We start from the raw sequence: 18880 nt of genomic DNA, 5'->3' as shown, positions 1-18880 counted from the left end.
AGCCCGATTGCATCGCAAAACACTCTGCTATTCTAAGTCTACAGAAATGTTAGGATACTCTATTCGTTTATTAATTCATTATCTGAAGTTTCAAGAAGTGCCTATTCCTTACTGATTCATAGCTTAATTCAGCAACGCCGAGTTAAGAACTTAAAAACGCATCTTTTAACTTTGTTATTATTCTACCAACTTCGTCCGAGCGAAGAGTTCTTTACAGCTTGTCGACCATGGAGAATTAAAACAAGAATTACCCTGACAGGGGGACAAGCGAGCTAGAAAACTTGCCAACAAAGGCTTCTGGCTTCTCTCGCTAGAAATAGATCTAGCGATTCTAGGCAAAAAGCTAACGAAAGAATTAGGGATAGGAGCGAGCTTACTAGGAATTATTATTAATAAGTGAGAGATGGTGCGGCGAACTTTTTCGAGCTAAAACCATGAAAAGCTTATGCTATATGGATTTCAGCCTTCTTGTCCCCCTGTCAGAGAATTACCCTCGAAAAGCCTATTTTCCCACTAAGTATTTATGCTTAGTGGGAAGGTGAGAGGCTCCCTCGACGCGAGCCTCTCATTATTAGCAAAATCCAGAAGCAAGGAGAATTACAATTACAGAAATCTGAACCAAAAATTCATTCTTCACTCTTAAAACTCATCAACCAAATCCCCCAACAAACCGATGACTACAAACACCGAACCCAAATTAAAAGAAGAACTGGAAAAAGGTCTTTCAAAAACCTCAAGTGACTCACCGGCAAAAGGTCCAAAAATAACAATTTCTATCGGGAAAGACATCGAGTTTATCTCTGAAACTAAACCCGACAAAAAACCAAGTGAAGGTCAAACCATTGTCGCCTATACAGCTAAAGAAAAAGGAGACCCCTTCAGTATCACCCTCAATGATTTGATGGCAACCCTAGATACAAGCATCGCTGACTTGTTACCAAGTGGACTCAAGGATAAATCGATCAAGTTCAAAAATCTGATGGTGATTTACCGGAAAGAACAGAAAACAAGTAAAGGAGAATGGCTGTTTGTCCTAGATTTAGATATCGCCACCAAAATCCAATTAAAATCTCTTCCCGTAGTGCGTGGTTTAATCTCCGATGAAGTCGGTGAAAAAGAATTAGTTCCATCCCTGCGACTTGTCGCCGCGTCTAAAGCCTTTACCATCAAAGAAATTCGCGTTTTAAACGACAAAATCCCTAACAAACCCGACAAAAAAGAAGAAAAACTCATCCCCCCAATGCCAGTTCCTAAAGAAGAGGGTACACAAGAAAGCGAAGCCAAACTCTCTGTCCGTAAAGGTTTTAGCTTCTCAGGTCAATTGGGATTAGCCGATGCTGCTAAGATTTTGAGCTTGCCAGTAAGTCCACAAGCAGAAGGAGAAAAAGAAGTATTAGCTCCTGGTGGAGCAAAAGAAACAGTCACCAACAGTAACTTAGCCGTTTGGTTTGATATAGACAAAACCTTCGGACCGTTTTCACTTAAACAAATTGGCTTCCAATATGAGGAAAAAGCAAACAATCCAGAAATCGGCATCGTCATTGATGCTGCTCTCAAAATCGCTGGTTTGACCCTCGCTTGCGACGATTTAGGAGTCGGGATTGCCTTAGAAGACTTAAACCCATCCTTTAAAATATCGGGCATTGGCATAGAATACAAAAATTCAATTATCGAAATAAGCGGGGCCTTACTGCGTAAGCAAGACACAAAACATGAATATGAAGAATATCTGGGTTTAGCCAGACTCAAATTTAAAAGTTTTGGTGTCAGCGCCATCGGTGCCTATGCCTACTACAACAATGAACCCTCCCTATTTCTATATGCCGTTCTTAACGTCACTATAGTAGTTGATCCCTCCTTCATTATCACGGGATTTGCTCTGGGTTTCGGCTACAACCGCTATCTGAAAGTACCCTCTATCGACAAGTTACGAGATTTTCCCCTAGTTGCCGAAGCGGTAAAACCCACCGACAAGAAATTTTCCGATGATAGTGAACTGATTACCAAAAAACTGAGCCAGATGGATGAATATATGCCCATATCCATCGGCTCCGGCTTTGTTGCCATCGGACTCAAGTTTACCTGCTTCCAGATGTTAGACTGCTTTGCGCTGCTAACCGTCGCCTTGGGGGAAGATTTCGAGATCAACCTGTTGGGAATTGCCAAGATGGAAATTCCCACTCCGGCAAAAGACTCGAAAAATACAAGCTGTATTGCCAATATGACGATGCTCCTACGAGCCAGATTTTCTCTGAGTGAAGGAGTAATCTCCATAGAAGGTCAATTAGCCTCAGATTGCTATCTCTTATCCCCAGATTGTCGCTTAACTGGTGGCTTTGCCGTCTGTCTCTGGGTTTCTGGCCCTCATGCCGGTGATTTTGTTATTACTTTAGGTGGTTATCACCCCCTATTCACAAAACCTGCCCACTATCCTACAGTCCCTCGTCTAGGCTTCCAATGGAAAGTCGGAGATTGTCTATCCCTCAAGGGAGAAATGTACTTTGCTCTGTGCGCTCATGCCATCATGGCTGGTGGCCGACTAGAAGCCAATTTCAAACTCGGTACACTGTGGGCTAACTTTGTCGCTGAGGCTCATTTCCTCATCTCTTGGAAACCCTACTACTACGAAATCCTAGTACAAGTGAGGATTCAAGCTGGCTATGGAATACTCGGACCAGTTACTTTAGGGGTGCAACTGCATTTGTGGGGCCCAGAATTTGCCGGTACAGCCACATTTAGAATTATCTTCGTCAAAGTCACTATGGAATTTGGCGATCAATCTTCTCGCTTACCAGAGCCTATCGATTGGGAAAGTTTCCAAAGTTCCTTCTTACCCCCTGCGAAATCAACAGCACAAGGTTCATCAACAGCTGCAGACGTTTGTAGTGTTGTTGTCAATCAAGGAGTCACCAAACAACTCTCACCGGCAACAACCAAAGAAGTCGCCTTTGTCGTCAATCCCAAAGAGTTAGAGCTAGTAGTTAATTCTGCTATCCCCAGCAAGAAAGCATCTTACCAAAAAAATACCCAAGATACCGAACCTCTCCGTGCTAGATATGCGAATACCGATTTTGGCGTTCGTTCCATGGGCATTAAAAAGGAGCAACTCGACAGCAGCTACAACATCAAAATTACCCGGAAGACAAAGGCAGGAAACTCACAACTCGTTGATCGGAACCAGTTCCGATTTATCCCCATAACTCAAGATGTGCCAACCGCACTTTGGGGCGATGCTAAGGTTAAAGTTGTTAAAGTCAAGGGTCAAGACTCAGAACGAATTCTTCTCCCTGAAGCTAACGATCAGCAATTTGTCGAGAACGTCCTCTCCGGTTTCCGGATTGTTCCTCAAATCAAGGAAGATGTCTGTAGCACCAATATTATTGATGTCGAGAAATTGCAACACGATACCACCGCCATAAATGAGGTTTACGCTTGGCAAAAAACGACGGCTTTTTCTGGGGTTTCTACCGACAATAAAGCTCGAACTACAGCCATCAAAAACAACATTGTCAGTGACAATACTCAGAATAATCGCAACAATCTGCTCCAATCTCTCGGCTTTAATCTAGCCGATGATGTTAAATTAACCGATTCGGTGGCTAATTCTTTTGTCACTGCACCCCAGGTTAAAGCGTAATTCAATTAGGGGAGGTAAGCAGTTACGCATTTAAACCGGGTATTAACGTAAGTTGCTAGTTACAAATTTTGTCTATGATTTCTAGGTTCGATCCCCCCTAGCCCCCCTTGAAAAGGGGGGAACCAGACTCAAAGTCCCCCTTTTTAAGGGGGATTTAGGGGGATCGAACTAGCGAAGCTTATAACTAGCAACTTGGGTTATTAGAGTATGAGGAAACCCGTAACTCCTCCCCTCTCCCCCCCTCTTATACCAAATCTGATCAGGATTTTCAGGATTTGAAGATTTTCAGGATGCTCAATCCACAATCCACAATCCAAAATCCAAAATCGCCATAATCCACAATCCACAATCAATTAATCATGTCCACATCAACAGTTAAAGTTCAATTTATCGAACATCGTCAACCTCCCCTAAATAGTGGTACTTATACAGTGGAAGTTGAGCAAACTGTTAAGACCAAAAACTCTCAGAAAATACCTGAGCAGACATTCAGTAAAGAGCTTACCTTTTATGTAGATGGCCACCGTTTTGCTCCCCTAACTCCTGATGTCATTTATGCCGTTTTTCCCCCTGCGGGAAACTTGGGCGAGTATTCTAATGCCTTGCCCCATATCATCCTCAAACGCGGTACTCTGCCTTGGGAGCGTACTATCAAATCAACAGATACTGATCTCCCTTGGTTAGCTCTCCTTCTGTTTCAGGAATCAGAAAAACCTGAACCAAAAACAATTAAATTAAAGGAACTCAAACCAACTTCTGGTAATATTAAATTTCCCACATTTAACTATGAAACTGGACAAAAAGATGAAGATGAGCTTACGGTAATTGATGTTCCTAAAGGCATTTTAGAAAAAATCCTGCCTTCGGAAGAAGATATAGCTCTCCTTGCTTATATTAACCAAATAACTAACGATCAAGGTAAATCTCTCAGTGAACCTTTAGCCACTATTTTAGGCAACCGTTTACCCAAGAAAGGGGAAGTGAGTACCGTTCATTTAGTCGCCCTTGAAGAACGCTATATTGAAGAACGCTATAATGGAACATCTGGAGAATTTGACTATCAAGGCGCAGGACCTAACGATTTAATCCGCTTAGTCAGCCTTGTCAGTTGGAGTTTTGCCTGTGTTAATAGTAAGCACAATTTCGATGCCCTGCTCAAAGAAATTGATCGCAAACCCGACACCCTCAGACTTCCCTCCGAAGGTAATAATCCAGCAAAGCAATACCTAGATTTAGGTTATGTACCTCTCCACCACGCTCTGCGACAAGGAGATAAAACAATTTCTTGGTATCATAGTCCTTTAAGTACAGGCCAAAGCCAAGATAACCTAACTGCTCCTGTTCCTATAGCTGATCAATTGATGCGTTATGATCCTAATACGGGTATGTTTGATGTTTCCTACGCTATGGCTTGGCAATTAGGACGAATGCTTACCCTACAAAATCAACCCCTTGCTGTGGAGATTTTTAACTGGAAACGCTCTAAAGCTCAGGAGTTACATCAGATACAGCAACAAGTACTGCACCTACCTTTCCAAGGCACAACTGAAACTAACGGGGATCTACCTACAGCGATCGCCAATTGGTTCCAAGATTTAGAATTGCTCAAAAACGTTCCCTTTAACTATTTGGTTCCCGATACACGGTTACTTCCCCCCGAATCTTTGCGCTTCTTTTGGGTAGATTCCTATTGGGTTGACTGCTTACAAGATGGGGCTTTTAGTGTCGGACGAGTCACGAAAGAAGACTTGCGATTAGATGTTCAAAGTCGCAGTTTACGCCGAAGCAAAACCCAGTCTGATAAAACTATTACTGGCTTCTTGTTACATTCAGAAGTAGTATCCGGTTGGCCCGGTTTAGAAATAGAAGGTTACGTCAATCCCGTAACCGGAAATAATTTTGTCGGACCGGAGAATCAACTAACCATAATCCGAAGAGATCGGCTATCAGATAACATCTTACTCTGTTTTTTTGCAGGGGAGGTCAAAACTCTTGATCTTTCTCTTAAGGCATCATCCGTTAATTGTGGTGTAGATCCAATTGAAACAGGAACTAAGATTACTAAAGGACTACGACAACTCGACGGTAAGCAAACAACCGGAAACATAGAGGTTCCCTTCCGCAATCAAGATCTAAGAGTGATTGATATTAAGGAAATGACCAACAGGCTCAAACAAGGGTTAAAATCTACCTCCCAATTCACTTCTGCTCAATTTGCAGCCACCATGATTGAGGGATCGCCCAAAGTTAGATTTGTCGCACGGGGTTAGAGTTGTTGGGTAATGTCTTTGGGCTTTTGGGAAATCAAAAAGTACCGTATCTGGGAGTGTCGGGGGGAAAATCCCTGGACTTTTTCCCTGAAAATTAGGTAATTGACCCCCTCAAAATCGGTAAAACCCCACACCCCACACCCTACCCCCAGGAAAAACTTTTTCAGCAAACCCTAACTAACTCAAACCTTCAAAATAATCGCGAATTTGATGACCTCGCCCGGATTGACGCAATTTTTGCAAAGCTTTCGACTCAATTTGTCGTACCCTTTCCCGGGATAATTCCAAAGTGCGACCGATATCGGCTAAAGAATGGGATTTACCATCGAGAAAACCATAGCGCAATTCAATCACTTCTCGTTCGCGAGTGGTTAAATCTGCCAATAATTCTCTGATATCTCTTTGCAAAGATTCATAGACAAAATGATTTTCTGAAGACACTGCTTCGGTTTCCAAAAGGTCTATTAATTCCGTATCTTTTTCCTTACCTACCTTAATTTCCAAGGAAACCGAACGCGGCACTGTCATCAACACTTCCCGCACAGCTTCAGGAGTCACAGCTAACTCTTGGGCAATTTCCTCTACGGTCGCAGTGCGACCGCGGATTTGGGAGATTTTCCGTTGTGCCTTCTTAATTTTGTTGAGTTTTTCGGTAATATGAACTGGTAAGCGAATCATCCGGCTTTGAGTTGCGACCGCTCTCGTCATTCCTTGACGGATCCACCAGTAGGCATAGGTACTAAAACGATAGCCTTTGGTGGGATCAAATTTCTTGACGGCCCGTTCTAAACCCAGGGTTCCCTCTTGAATCAAATCCAATAATTCTAAACCGCGATTCTGATATTTTTTGGCCACCGACACCACCAGACGTAAATTGGCCTTGATCATTTGTTCTTTGGCACGGGTACCAAGGGCAATAATTTCTTCTAATTCCCCCACTTCTAAGCCCGCTAGGTGCGCCCAACGCTGTTTTCCTGCTTTTAAAGCATTTTTTAACTCAGACACGCTGATTTGGGCAGTTTTTGCCCAACGTTCTAGGGAAGGACGATGGGCTAACCGAGCGGTTAGCTGATCGCGCACCTCAATTAACTTGACAAATTGCTGTACTTGTGCATCACCTTGTTTAACGGCGGCGGCGCATAATTTCAGTAAAGACAGATGACGCTGTACCTGTTGCGCTTGTTCAACTTCCTCGTCCCGTTTGAGCAGAGGCACTCTGCCAATGTCTTGTAGGTATAAACGTACTAAATCGGTAGTTGTGCCGTTGCTGTAGCTTTTTTCGGGACTAGATACTAAATCATCTTCCAAATCACTGCCGAGAAAATCTTCATCCAGGTCGATCGAGTTTTCCTTCAATTTTAGGACAGAAAAAGAGGGAGAGATAAATTCAGTTTCGAGCGTCGAGGGGTTAATTGCAGACATGATGGCTTCTCTACGGCGACTGTGATAGGAATTAGAAACTTTTAAATCGTTTTCCGTAGTCATAGCTTTCCCACTTAAGCGAGGAAATGATGCAGTTGGGAAAATTTTTTTCTCAAAAGTATTTATAATGGAGTGATTTTCCTGACAGTCCTATTCCTATCTATTCCTGATTTTCCAGATAATTACTGATCTCTTCTAGTTTAGCCAGGGCTTTTCCCGACTGTAAACATTGTTGTGCTTGCTGGAAAGCCGTGGGGATATCCGGGGCAATTCCACAGCGCCAAAGATAAAAACCACCGTTAAAAATTGCCGCATCGGTTAATTCGTTATTTTCTCCGGCTAATAAACCCTTTAATTTAGCGGTGAGCATCTCTAAAGATTCGAGGGGATAATCTGAGGGACAGAAGCCATAATCGCGAGGATTTAGGAAAAATCGCTGAAAGGAAGGGGGGTCGGTGGGATTTCCCAGACCAATAATCGCCGTCCGATTACAGGCTAAATCACAACTCCCCTCTAATCCTTTCACGGTGGTGAAATGAGAGATATTTCTCAGGGCAAAAGTTTCGCAAAAACGATCTTCGGTGGGGGGGTGAACAAAACCCGATATTTGATGAATATTACCGACAAAAGGCGACCACATTAACTCTACCGTGGCCATGGGCGGACGTTTACCGATTTGCTCCCGATAGGTGATGAAATTCTGTACTAGGGGAAAATGGCGCGGAATATAGAAAAAAGTCAATCCTGTGGTGATTAAACAGTCTTTCACTGCTGCTAAGGATAATTGACTAAAATCTGCTCCTAATTGCTGCCAGATTTCCCTCAGGGAAATGCCGTATTTAGTTGGCATTCGATCGCCCCCGTGCAGGACTACGGGAATCCCCGCCGCCGCTAAGATTAAAGTAGTGATCGGGGTAACTGGGGCAGTGCGAGAGCGTCCATCGTAGGGATTGCCAAAAATAGCGATCGGATGCTGAAAAGAGGCTGATTCTAGGGTTATTTGCGGGCCAAGCTCGGCGTAGGCATCAAGCATTCCCGCTAACTCATCGCTGGTGGGGCGTTTAATGCGATGGGCAATCATAAAAGCACCGATTTGGGCCGGAGTTGCTTCTTGGGTTAACATCATCTTGGTGGCCATCGCCGCTTCAGGACGGGTTAGATTTTTGCCCGTATGGGTGCCACTACCGATCGCTTTTAATAATTCTCGAAAAGTATCGCTCATCTCAAGGAAGAAAATAAAGAGTAAATAGGATTGATGGGGATTCTTAAGGCTTTACAGGGGGATTTTCTCAGCTTTTAACCACACTTTGCTTCATTTGCCGCACTAATTGACAAAAATGAGCGATCGGTGGTATCTGTAGGCGATCGCTGGTGGTGACAAGGACTACCTGACGGGTGAGACGATGACTAAATTTACCATTATTAAGATGGGGATTTTCGCTACTAGGGGAAGCAAGAGGACGAATGGCGAGGGTGGCATCGCTACGGGCCTCCATCAGGGCAGATTGAGGCAGAAGAGCGATAATATTACCCTGACGCACCACACCGCGAAAAGCATCAAGGGTGTTTAATTCCATGACAGTTTTTAGGTGGGCATCCTGACGGGAAAACCATTCTTGTACTAATCTTTGCATTCCGTAGCCATCTTTGAAAACCACTTGCGGATAGGGGATTAATTCCGACCATGGCACTTCTTTGTATTGGGCAAGGGGATGATTAGCGGCCATGAGAATTTCGATCGCTTCTTCGTATAATATTTCTACCACCATCTCCGGGCTAGAGGTGAGAAAACGATTATTCATTACCAAGGCCAGATCTACTAAACCATCCCGCAGCACTTTTAAGGCGCGATCACTGCCTAGGGCTGTAACTCTTAACTGAACTTCTGGGTATTCAGCACAAAATTTCGGCAAAATCGGCGGTAAATAATGGGCGCAGACGGAATGAATCGCCGCCACGCACAATTCTGGCTGTTTTCCCGCCTGTAGGTCAGTGATTTCCTCGTGAACATTCGTCCATTCTTGACAAATTCGTTTCGCCCGGGGTAGCAATTTCTCCCCGGCAATGGTTAATTTCGCTTGGGCGGTACGATGGAAAAGAGGTAAGCCCAAATCGGTTTCTAGGGATTGAATCTGGCGGCTGATAGTCGATTGGGTGACTCCACACTGGCGCGCCGCTTGACCGAAATTGCCCGTATCGGCTACGGCTAAAAAGGCTTGCAACTGCTCGATCCGCATTCTTTCTGGTTTTAATTACATTCCGTCATGACCTTATGACGATAACGAATTTTATTGGGACTTTTGGTAGAAATTGCTACCGTTTTCTCAGTTATCAGCTTCTGAAGGCAAGAGGCAACAGGCACTCGTGCAAAAGACAGAATCTGGCAATTCTCCTACCTCAAAAGAAGGTTAGAAACTAAGCACATCAAAGCTTTTAGCTTAACCAATTAGGGTCTGCGGCAAAAAGTTTTTCCTGGGGGCAGGGTGTGGGGTGTGGGGTGTAGGGTTTTACCGATTTTGAGGTAGTCAGTTACCTAATTTTCAGGGCAAAAGTCCCAGAATTTTACCCCCGATCCCTCCAATGGTCGGCACTTTTTGAGGGAAAAAAAGTCTAAAAGTCTTACCCAACAAGGTTTTTAGATTTTTTCAGCCAACCGTAAATAGGATTGATGGGGATTCTTACGGCTGGACAGGGGGATTTTCTCAGCTTTTAACCAGACTTTGCTTCATTTGCCGCACTAATTGACAAAAATGAGCGTTCGAGAGGCTATCTATGTGTGATCGATCGCTTCTATTCGAGTTATCGAATTTTCCCAATCAAACCGATCCGATCGGTCTTCGTGCGGCCTGTTTTTGCTAGGTTAAAATCGTCCCCTGTGTTATTTTTCAATTTATGCCTTTACCGTCCCAATTAACTGCGCTCGTAGAAAGGATTGATCGAGAACTAGATCGCCTAGAAAGTGACGGGAGAGAAGCGATCAAAATCGGTACAGATCTGTTAAATCGTTTTCCCGATAATTTTACATTAATTCAATTGATGGCTTTTGTGAATACTAGCTTATTTTACGCTGATCGCGCAAGGAATCAAATCCGCGAGCGTGTGGAAAGTGTTGATCGATCAGAACCGACCCCAGCAAATTTACAGGAGGCCGGGGAAGATATCTCGATCGAGTTAGGACGTATTTTAGAGACTAGAATAAGGGTGACGCAGGTTAAAAATCGCTTGGAGGGTTTACGGTGATGGAAAGAAAAGAAACAGGACTAAATGAACGGGAACTAGAGGAAATTCTGGAAATGGCACGGGATGCGGCGGAAAAAGCCCGATCAATGTGCGAGGTAATTACAGAAAATTCTAAAAAATGGCGAGAAAGAGCGAAACAATCGCCGCAAGTGAGAGCGGGTGGCTGAAGTAACCGAACCGATATTTATGGGGAATAGTCGGGGGTTCGATCGATACGATAAACTAAACGATATCCACTCCAGAAAACCGCGATGGTTCAAGCGACCGAATATCTCTATATCGTTCGAGACGACGAGATTTTACACGGGGAACCAATTATCAAAGGAACGCGTACACCCGTCCGCGCCATCGTCGAAACTTGGCGTCTGGGAGTCGCTCCCGAAGAAATCCCCCTAGGAATGCCCCATCTGACGTTAAGTCAGGTCTTCAGTGCGTTGACCTATTACAGCGACCATCTAGAGGAAATTAACGCTTATATCGAGCATAACCGCATTCCCGACGACTTAATCGATCCGCTGCTAAAAAATTCGTGAATAATCTCTTCGGCATAAAGGAACCCTTGTGACATCGGAACATTTCCTTAAGATATAAGACCGAAGGTCCAGTCTGGATACAGAATTGATATACCTAGAATCGCTACTCTGGCTCACCCTCTAGGCCATTCCCTTCCAGACTGCTAGGCTATCAGACAAAATGAATAACAATCAAACTCCACGGAAACAAGGACTATACGATCCCCGATTTGAACATGATGCTTGTGGTGTCGGTTTTATCGTTCATAAAACGGGTAAAAAGTCCCACGATATTGTTGAACAGGCCTTAACAATTCTACTAAACCTCGATCACCGTGGCGCGTGCGGTGCGGAAAAAAATACCGGAGATGGGGCGGGTATTTTGTGCCAAATCCCTGACCTATTTTTCCGGAAAGTGACCAGCAATCTAGGTTTTACCTTACCAGCAGCGGGACAATACGGGGTAGGAATGCTCTACACGGCCCCTGATGCGGAAATTCGCGGGAAAAGTCGCCAGGAATTCGAGAAAATCGCCGCCGAAGAGGGGTTAAAAGTTCTCGGTTGGCGTGATGTTCCCACGGATAACTCTAGTTTAGGCAATTCGGCCAGATCTACCGAACCCTTTATCGAACAGGTTTTCATCGAACGCAATGCCAATTTAAGTGATGATCTGGCCTTTGAACGCAAATTATACGTTATTCGCAAGCGTTCCCACCTCAGTCGTCAATCTTTTAATCGTTACTGGTATCCTTGCAGTATTTCTAGTCGTACCATTGTCTATAAAGGGCAATTAATGCCGGTACAGGTGGGTGACTATTTCCCCGATTTACACGACCCCGACTTTCAAAGCGCTTTAGGATTAGTCCATTCCCGTTTTAGTACCAATACCTTCCCCAGTTGGGAACGCGCCCACCCCTACCGTTATATTGCCCACAATGGCGAAATTAATACCCTGCGAGGTAATATTAACTGGATGCACGCCCGTCAGTCGATGTTTGCCTCACCCTTATTCGGGGAAGACATCAAAAAAATCCAGCCGGTTATTAATATCGAGGGTAGTGACTCCTTAATTTTTGATAATGCCCTAGAATTAATGGTTTTATCGGGGCGTTCTCTCCCTCACGCTGTCATGATGATGATTCCTGAACCCTGGGCAGCCCACGAATCAATGAGTGATGAGAAAAAAGCCTTTTATGAATACCATTCCTGTTTGATGGAACCCTGGGATGGTCCAGCCTCGATCGCTTTTACCGATGGTACGATGATGGGAGCAGTGTTAGACCGCAATGGTTTACGTCCTTCCCGTTACTACGTCACCAAAGATGACCTAGTAATTATGGCATCGGAAGCGGGAGTTTTACCCATTGAACCGGAACGCGTCGCTTTTAAAGGTCGTCTGCAACCCGGCCGGATGTTCCTTGTGGATATGAAAGAAGGTCGTATCGTGGCCGATGAGGAGATAAAAGAAGCTATTGCCAAAGCTCATCCCTATCGCCAGTGGTTAAACGAAAATTTAGTCAATTTAGATGATTTACCGGCTGTGGAAACTGCGCCACCGGAAACTTCTGTTTCCCTAATCCAACAGCAAACCGCTTTCGGTTACACTTTTGAAGAATTACGTCTTTTATTAGCCCCCATGGGCCGGGATGGAGTGGAAGCAGTGGGTTCCATGGGTTCCGATACACCCCTAGCCGTCTTGTCCGATCGGCCAAAACTGCTTTATGATTACTTTCAGCAGTTATTCGCCCAAGTCACTAACCCCCCGATTGACTCGATTCGCGAAGAAATTATCACCTCTCCCATTACCACTATCGGTGCGGAGAGAAATCTCTTGGATCCGCAGCCGGAAAGCTGTCACCTGATTAAACTTAACTCTCCCATCCTCACTAACGCCCAATTAGCGCGTTTACAGGGCAATAGCGAATTTAACACCGTGACTATTCCCATTCTCTTCGATCCCACTTCGGGAGTCGAGGGGATGCGTAGCACAATTGAGGCAATTTGTCAAGAGGTGGACGAGGCAATTTTAGCGGGCGCGAGTATTATTATTTTAAGCGATCGAGGTATCGATAAAAATCACGCCCCGATTCCCTCACTGCTGGCGGTTGCTGGTTTACACCATCATCTCATCCGGCAGGGAACCCGCACCAGAGTCGGTCTTGTCTTGGAATCCGGCGAACCCCGGGAAGTACATCACTACGCCCTTCTCCTCGGTTATGGTTGCGGTGCGATTAATCCCTATCTAGCCTTTGCCACCCTCGGCAGTATGATCGAGGAAGGTTTATTGGTGGGAGTTGACCACCAGACCGCCTGTAAAAACTACATAAAAGCCGCCACCAAGGGCGTAATTAAAGTGGCCTCTAAAATTGGCATTTCTACCCTGCAAAGCTACCGTGGGGCGCAAATATTCGAGGCTATCGGCTTAAATCGATCGGTAGTCGATCGCTATTTTACTTGGACAGCTTCCCGCATTGAAGGGGCCGATTTAGAAATTATTGCCAAAGAATCCCTACTCAGACACGGCCACGCTTTCCCCGACCGGGATGTGAATGTGCATACCCTCGATATTGGCGGTGAATATCAATGGCGTAAGGACGGGGAAGCCCATCTTTTTAGCCCAGAAACCATTCATACCCTGCAACAAGCGGTAAAATTGGGCAAATACGATCTCTTTAAGAAATATTCCCAACTGGTCAACCAACAGAATCAAAAATTCTTCACCCTGCGGGGACTATTAACCTTTAAAAACCGGGAAAGTATCCCCATCGAAGAAGTGGAACCGATTGAAGCGATTATGAAACGCTTTAAAACCGGGGCCATGAGTTACGGTTCCATTTCCAAAGAGGCCCACGAATCCCTCGCTATTGCCATGAATCGTATCGGTGGCAAGTCGAACACCGGGGAAGGCGGCGAAGATTCCGAGCGCTACACTTGGACAAATGAACGGGGAGACTCGAAAAATAGTGCCATTAAACAGGTAGCTTCCGGCCGTTTTGGTGTCACCAGTCTTTACCTCTCCCAAGCGCGAGAATTACAGATAAAAATGGCCCAGGGGGCAAAACCGGGCGAAGGCGGTCAATTACCGGGTAAAAAAGTCTATCCCTGGATTGCCAAAGTCCGTCACTCCACCCCCGGAGTCGGTTTAATTTCTCCCCCACCCCACCACGATATCTACTCCATTGAAGACCTAGCGGAGTTGATTCATGACCTAAAAAATGCCAATCGCGCGGCCAGAGTGAGCGTAAAACTGGTTTCTGAAGTGGGAGTTGGTACAATCGCCGCCGGAGTCGCTAAAGCTCACGCTGACGTGGTTTTAATCTCTGGTTTCGATGGTGGGACCGGTGCCTCACCCCAAACCTCGATTAAACACGCGGGTTTACCTTGGGAGTTGGGACTAGCAGAAACCCATCAAACATTGGTGTTAAATAATCTTCGCAGTCGCATTGCGGTGGAAACCGATGGCCAGATGAAAACCGGCCGCGATGTGGTGGTAGCAACCCTATTGGGGGCCGAAGAATTCGGTTTTTCCACCGCGCCACTGGTGACGTTAGGCTGTATTATGATGCGGGTTTGTCATCTTAATACCTGTCCGGCGGGGGTAGCGACTCAGGATCCGTTATTACGGAAGAATTTCATCGGAGATCCCGAATATACGGTGAATTTCATGAAATTTATCGCCCAGGAAGTGCGGGAAATTATGGCTGAATTGGGATTCCGCACCTTAAATGAAATGGTGGGGCGAACTGATGTATTAGAGCCGAAACAGGCTGTAGAACATTGGAAAGCGAAAGGAATTGACCTAACTCCGATTCTCTATCAACCGGAGGTAGATGCAGAGGTAGGACGCTATTGCCAGATTCCCCAGGACCACGGTTTAGATAAGTGCTTGGATATAACCGTTTTACTGGATTTATGCAAGGATGCCATTGAAAAAGGCGAAAAAGTCAAGGCGACACTACCGATTAAAAATATTAACCGCGTGGTGGGGACGATTTTAGGCAACGAAATCACTAAACGTCACTGGGAGGGTTTACCGGAAGATACCGTACATCTCCATTTTCAGGGCAGCGCGGGGCAGAGTTTCGGTGCTTTTGTTCCCAAAGGGGTGACACTGGAGTTAGAAGGGGATGCCAATGATTATGTGGGTAAGGGTTTAAGCGGTGGCAAAATCATCGTTTATCCGCCCAAAGGTTCCACTTTTGTGGCCGAGGAGAATATTATCATCGGTAATGTGGCTTTATACGGTGCAACCAGTGGTGAGGTGTATATTTCTGGGGTTGCTGGGGAACGTTTTGGGGTGCGTAACTCTGGGGTGACTACGGTGGTTGAGTCCGTTGGCGACCACGCTTGCGAGTATATGACTGGGGGTAAAGTCGTTGTTTTAGGGCCTACCGGTCGCAATTTCGCCGCCGGGATGAGTGGTGGTGTCGCCTACGTCCTCGATGAGTCGGGGGATTTCGCCACTCGTTGCAATACCCAAATGGTGGCTTTAGAGGCGCTAGAAGGGGAAGAAATCGACGATTTACGCGAGTTAATTCAACGCCATGCTGATTACACCCAAAGTCAAAAAGCGTCCCTAGTTTTAGCAAATTGGTCGGAAATGTTGCCCAAGTTTGTTAAAGTAATGCCCAAGGATTATAAGCGGATGTTGCAGTGTATTAAAGAGGCGTTAGATTCCGGTTTAACCGGCGATTCTGCTCTCGATGCGGCTTTTGAAGCCAACGCCCGCGATGTGGCAAGGATTGGCGGTAGTTAGAGGTTAAGGGGGGCTGAATAAGCCCCCTATTGTATAGATACGGCAAAATATGGTCAAAAATCAACTTCCTAATATAAATTCTTTGCAAGCTCTAAATCGTTTAGAACTTCAGATTCAAAGTTCTTTTAAAAAAATTAAGCTAGGAGATGCCTTATAGCGGTGTGCAGTCGTATGAGGTACAGTGTCACGAGCTATAAACGATGCTAGGCAAGGCTTGGTCTGTATCTCACTCAAGCGCTTACCGCTATATATTCTTTACACAGTTTAAAAAATCAACATTCACAGCTTAATGCGACTACGCCAGAATTTTTACCTTTTTTAAATGCTGGGGCGGCTTTATTTGCTATCAGATTTTGCACTCCTAGTAAAGTAGAAACAACAATTAAATATCACGATCTTAGATGTTTGGTAAATTTGACTTTAAAATATTTACAGGCAGATCCGATAACTCTTGATGAAGAACTTAAAAATGAATTTATTAATTCTAACCCTGTTTTTTTCATGCTCCGTTTAGTTAGTCATCAGTTCCCATTTCAACCGAATATTTTTGGTCAATTTGCACGTCCAGTTATTCTATTCGACGAGATACCCAGACAATTAAATGACTTACCTAATATTCCTAAATTTGATTTTGCAAAAAAATTTCAGGAAATTAGCGATGTTTCTTTGAGGGACTTTATTAATACTGGTTTTTGTATATATAGTTTTTCTTCTAGGCATTTTAGTATTAGTAGAAACTATTTTAAAGTTGCTCGTAAAAAAGGTTTAAGTCTTCCAGACGATTATTCTATCAATAAAATTTTATTACAACTTTCGGCGGATAAATCAAAGTTTGTAAATCTATATGAAGAAAGAAAAAATGAAGATGATAGGTTCAAAGCCTATAATTTCAATCCACTGCTACAGTATCCACTTATTAAACCTTGTCAGAATAAACAATTTTCAATATTAGAAAAAGACTTTATTCATGCACCAGTTCCTGACTTAATAGCTTCGAGAATTTCATCAGGAATTTTTTATCAAATGTTTAATTACTATAAACAAGAATTTTCATCTTATTTTGGTTATGTTTTTGAAAGATATGTTGGAATTATTCTCAAAGAGTGTATATTTTCAGAAACATTATTTTCGGAGGAAAAAATTCGTACTTTCTATCCAATCAATAAAGGTAAATCTCCTGATTGGATACTGCAAGACGGTTCAACTTTAATCCTTTTTGAATGCAAAGCAACACGCTTTTCTAGAGCGGCACAAGCTATCGCTAGTGAAGATCACATTAATTCTAGTCTGGTACAAGTAACGAAAGGATTAAAACAACTAGCAAGCTTTATTTCAGAGTGTCAGAAAAAAACGGTCGAGCTTAGTTGTTTTCACAATTGTAATACTTTTATACCTGTTATTGTTTCTTTGGAACCTTTATATCTTATCAATAGCCATTTGTTTCGAGAACATTTAGATAGTTTATTAATCCAAGAGGGAGTCAATAAGTTTGACTGGAGAATATTGTCTATAGATGAACTAGAGTTGCTACAGGTACATCTTTCTACAGATTATAAATTAATACAAATGCTTGATGATTTATTAAATGAAAACTGTAATAATCTTTTGATAAGATTAAGCACTCAAACTGGAAAAAAATTTCAAGATTCCTTTTTATATCCCAAACAGGAAGAAATATTTCAAAGGCTAGGTGTATGGAACAGATTAAAACAATATTTAGCATTAAATCCAGATAATGATTAATCTACGAACACTATAAGTTTATGAAGGCATAAAAACAGTAACAGGCTTATGATTTAGTTGATAAGAAAAATATCAGCTTGATTTTATCACAAGATATTCCCGAAGAATGATTATCCGCAGGAGACGTGGGAACATTGGTAGAAAAACATCAAATCGAGGGATTAGAAACGGGGTATAGTGTCGGATTTTTCGATAGGTTGGGAAAAACAATTACTGTTGTCACCATGGCCGAAAATTCCCTCCGTTTCCCCACCCACGAGGATCGACCTTGACTCTACAGGACTGATATTTTCCCATCTTTAGCAGAATATCGGCATCTAGGATTGTCCGATTAATTTTGCCAGTGGGAAATTATTATCGGTAATTAACAATTCTTCCCCTAGTTTGAGATTGTATATCAGTTCGGGCAGTTTGGCTTGAGCTTCTTGGACAGAGACAATCATAATTTTACGGCAAGCGGGAAGATGAAAGGACTGAGTAACGCACAGAAAACGGGTTTCTCGGAGAAACCCGTTTTCTACTCATGCAAAAATAACCAGATTTGTTATAATTTCTCGATTCTAACCGCTCGAAGCCCAGAAGGGATAGGCGAACTGAAAACCCTCTCCATTAAGGACTCGTGTTAAACTGATTAATCATGCTGGTGTCTAGAAGCGACCTATGCCGAACTTAACCTTAAGCAACGAACAAGTTATCGACTTATTCAAACAACTCCCCGAAGACCAGAAACGGGAAGTTTATAAAATTCTCATCCTCAGTCAGTCGGACCGATGGGAATCCTTGTCTAACTACGCCATTGACAAAGCTCGAATCGTAGCCAAAGAACGCGGCTATGATTGGGATACCATGACGGAAGAAGAAAAAGAAGAGTTTGTCGATAATATCGTTCATGAAAAATAGTGGCTCCCATTGTCGTTTTTGATACCAATATACTAATTTCTGCCTTGCTTTTCCCTGGTGGGAGTCCACTTCTGTGCGTGTCTATGGCAAGAAACGGGCGGATACAATCGGTAACTTGCCAAGAAATTTTAGATGAGTTTTCAGAAAAGCTTATTGTAAAATTTACACTTTCTGAAGAAAAAACCGAGGAAATTATTGAAGAAGTTTGCCAATTTTCTCGAATTGTCAGAATTAATCAAGAGCTTGCCCTAGTATCTGCCGATCCCGATGACGATATGATCATAGAATGTGCGATCGCTGGCAAGGCGACCCATATTATCACGGGAGACAAACATCTTCTTTCACTGGTTGAATATCAAAATATTCAGATCGTAAAAGCAAAAGATTTTCTAGATTTCTT

General features: G+C 43.7%; 13 protein-coding genes and 2 pseudogenes. 11 read left to right on the top strand and 4 right to left on the bottom strand.

What is annotated here, in order from left to right; translation table 11 throughout:
- The 3 genes and pseudogenes from IM509_RS15120 to IM509_RS15110 all read left to right on the top strand — a co-directional run.
- A pseudogene (locus IM509_RS15120) lies at positions 1-115 on the top strand (IS1 family transposase); the annotation flags it as partial.
- Positions 116-673: 558 nt separating this feature from the next.
- Positions 674-3637, top strand: coding sequence for a DUF6603 domain-containing protein (locus tag IM509_RS15115; RefSeq protein ID WP_185236872.1), 2964 nt, complete (start codon positions 674-676; stop codon positions 3635-3637).
- A 359-nt stretch (positions 3638-3996) separates the two neighbouring features.
- On the top strand, positions 3997-5907 hold the full coding sequence (locus IM509_RS15110; protein ID WP_185236871.1) for a hypothetical protein: 1911 nt from the start codon (positions 3997-3999) through the stop codon (positions 5905-5907).
- A 177-nt stretch (positions 5908-6084) separates the two neighbouring features.
- Here IM509_RS15110 and sigC read toward each other — a convergent pair whose 3' ends face one another.
- The 3 genes from sigC to IM509_RS15095 all read right to left on the bottom strand — a co-directional run bounded on the left by sigC (position 6085) and on the right by IM509_RS15095 (position 9566).
- The gene (gene sigC, locus IM509_RS15105) at positions 6085-7329 is read right to left on the bottom strand and encodes an RNA polymerase sigma factor SigC (RefSeq protein ID WP_072923882.1); all 1245 of its coding nucleotides are present in this window, start codon (positions 7327-7329) and stop codon (positions 6085-6087) included.
- A gap of 160 nt (positions 7330-7489) precedes the next feature.
- On the bottom strand, positions 7490-8551 hold the full coding sequence (locus IM509_RS15100; RefSeq protein ID WP_052275291.1) for an anthranilate phosphoribosyltransferase family protein: 1062 nt from the start codon (positions 8549-8551) through the stop codon (positions 7490-7492).
- 67 nt (positions 8552-8618) lie between these two features.
- On the bottom strand, positions 8619-9566 hold the full coding sequence (locus IM509_RS15095; protein WP_052275292.1) for a LysR family transcriptional regulator: 948 nt from the start codon (positions 9564-9566) through the stop codon (positions 8619-8621).
- 655 nt (positions 9567-10221) lie between these two features.
- Here IM509_RS15095 and IM509_RS15090 point away from each other — a divergent pair.
- The 6 genes and pseudogenes from IM509_RS15090 to IM509_RS15065 all read left to right on the top strand — a co-directional run.
- The gene (locus IM509_RS15090) at positions 10222-10569 is read left to right on the top strand and encodes a hypothetical protein (RefSeq protein ID WP_002763560.1); all 348 of its coding nucleotides are present in this window, start codon (positions 10222-10224) and stop codon (positions 10567-10569) included.
- Positions 10569-10736, top strand: a complete 168-nt coding sequence (locus IM509_RS15085; RefSeq protein WP_002785897.1) for a hypothetical protein — start codon at positions 10569-10571, stop codon at positions 10734-10736. Before IM509_RS15090 ends, IM509_RS15085 begins: the two co-directional genes overlap by 1 nt.
- An 84-nt stretch (positions 10737-10820) precedes the next feature.
- A complete protein-coding gene (locus IM509_RS15080; protein ID WP_052275293.1) occupies positions 10821-11102 on the top strand; it encodes a DUF433 domain-containing protein in 282 nt (93 codons plus the stop codon).
- A gap of 160 nt (positions 11103-11262) precedes the next feature.
- The gene (gene gltB / locus IM509_RS15075) at positions 11263-15837 is read left to right on the top strand and encodes a glutamate synthase large subunit (protein ID WP_185236870.1); all 4575 of its coding nucleotides are present in this window, start codon (positions 11263-11265) and stop codon (positions 15835-15837) included.
- A 414-nt stretch (positions 15838-16251) separates the two neighbouring features.
- The gene (locus IM509_RS15070) at positions 16252-17580 is read left to right on the top strand and encodes a hypothetical protein (protein WP_260441180.1); all 1329 of its coding nucleotides are present in this window, start codon (positions 16252-16254) and stop codon (positions 17578-17580) included.
- A gap of 122 nt (positions 17581-17702) precedes the next feature.
- A pseudogene (locus tag IM509_RS15065) lies at positions 17703-17852 on the top strand (DUF4926 domain-containing protein); the annotation flags it as partial.
- Positions 17853-17897: 45 nt separating this feature from the next.
- Here the strand turns inward: IM509_RS15065 and IM509_RS15060 are convergent.
- Positions 17898-18023 (bottom strand): type II toxin-antitoxin system Phd/YefM family antitoxin, encoded by a 126-nt coding sequence (locus IM509_RS15060; RefSeq protein WP_072923848.1) that lies wholly within the window; start codon positions 18021-18023, stop codon positions 17898-17900.
- Between the two features lie 217 nt (positions 18024-18240).
- On the opposite strand from IM509_RS15060, the gene IM509_RS15055 reads away from it, so the two are divergent.
- Together IM509_RS15055 and IM509_RS15050 are read left to right on the top strand one after the other, a co-directional pair.
- The gene (locus IM509_RS15055) at positions 18241-18480 is read left to right on the top strand and encodes a hypothetical protein (RefSeq protein ID WP_185236869.1); all 240 of its coding nucleotides are present in this window, start codon (positions 18241-18243) and stop codon (positions 18478-18480) included.
- The coding region (locus IM509_RS15050) for a putative toxin-antitoxin system toxin component, PIN family (RefSeq protein ID WP_272079344.1) at positions 18480-18880 on the top strand (401 nt) is incomplete at its 3' end. The genes IM509_RS15055 and IM509_RS15050, both read left to right, overlap by 1 nt.

The organism is Microcystis sp. M31BS1 (genome assembly GCF_020245285.1).
Taxonomy (GTDB): Bacteria; Cyanobacteriota; Cyanobacteriia; order Cyanobacteriales; family Microcystaceae; genus Microcystis; species Microcystis panniformis.
Note: the sequence above shows the minus strand (reverse complement) of the source record. Positions and strands in the feature narration are given on the sequence as shown.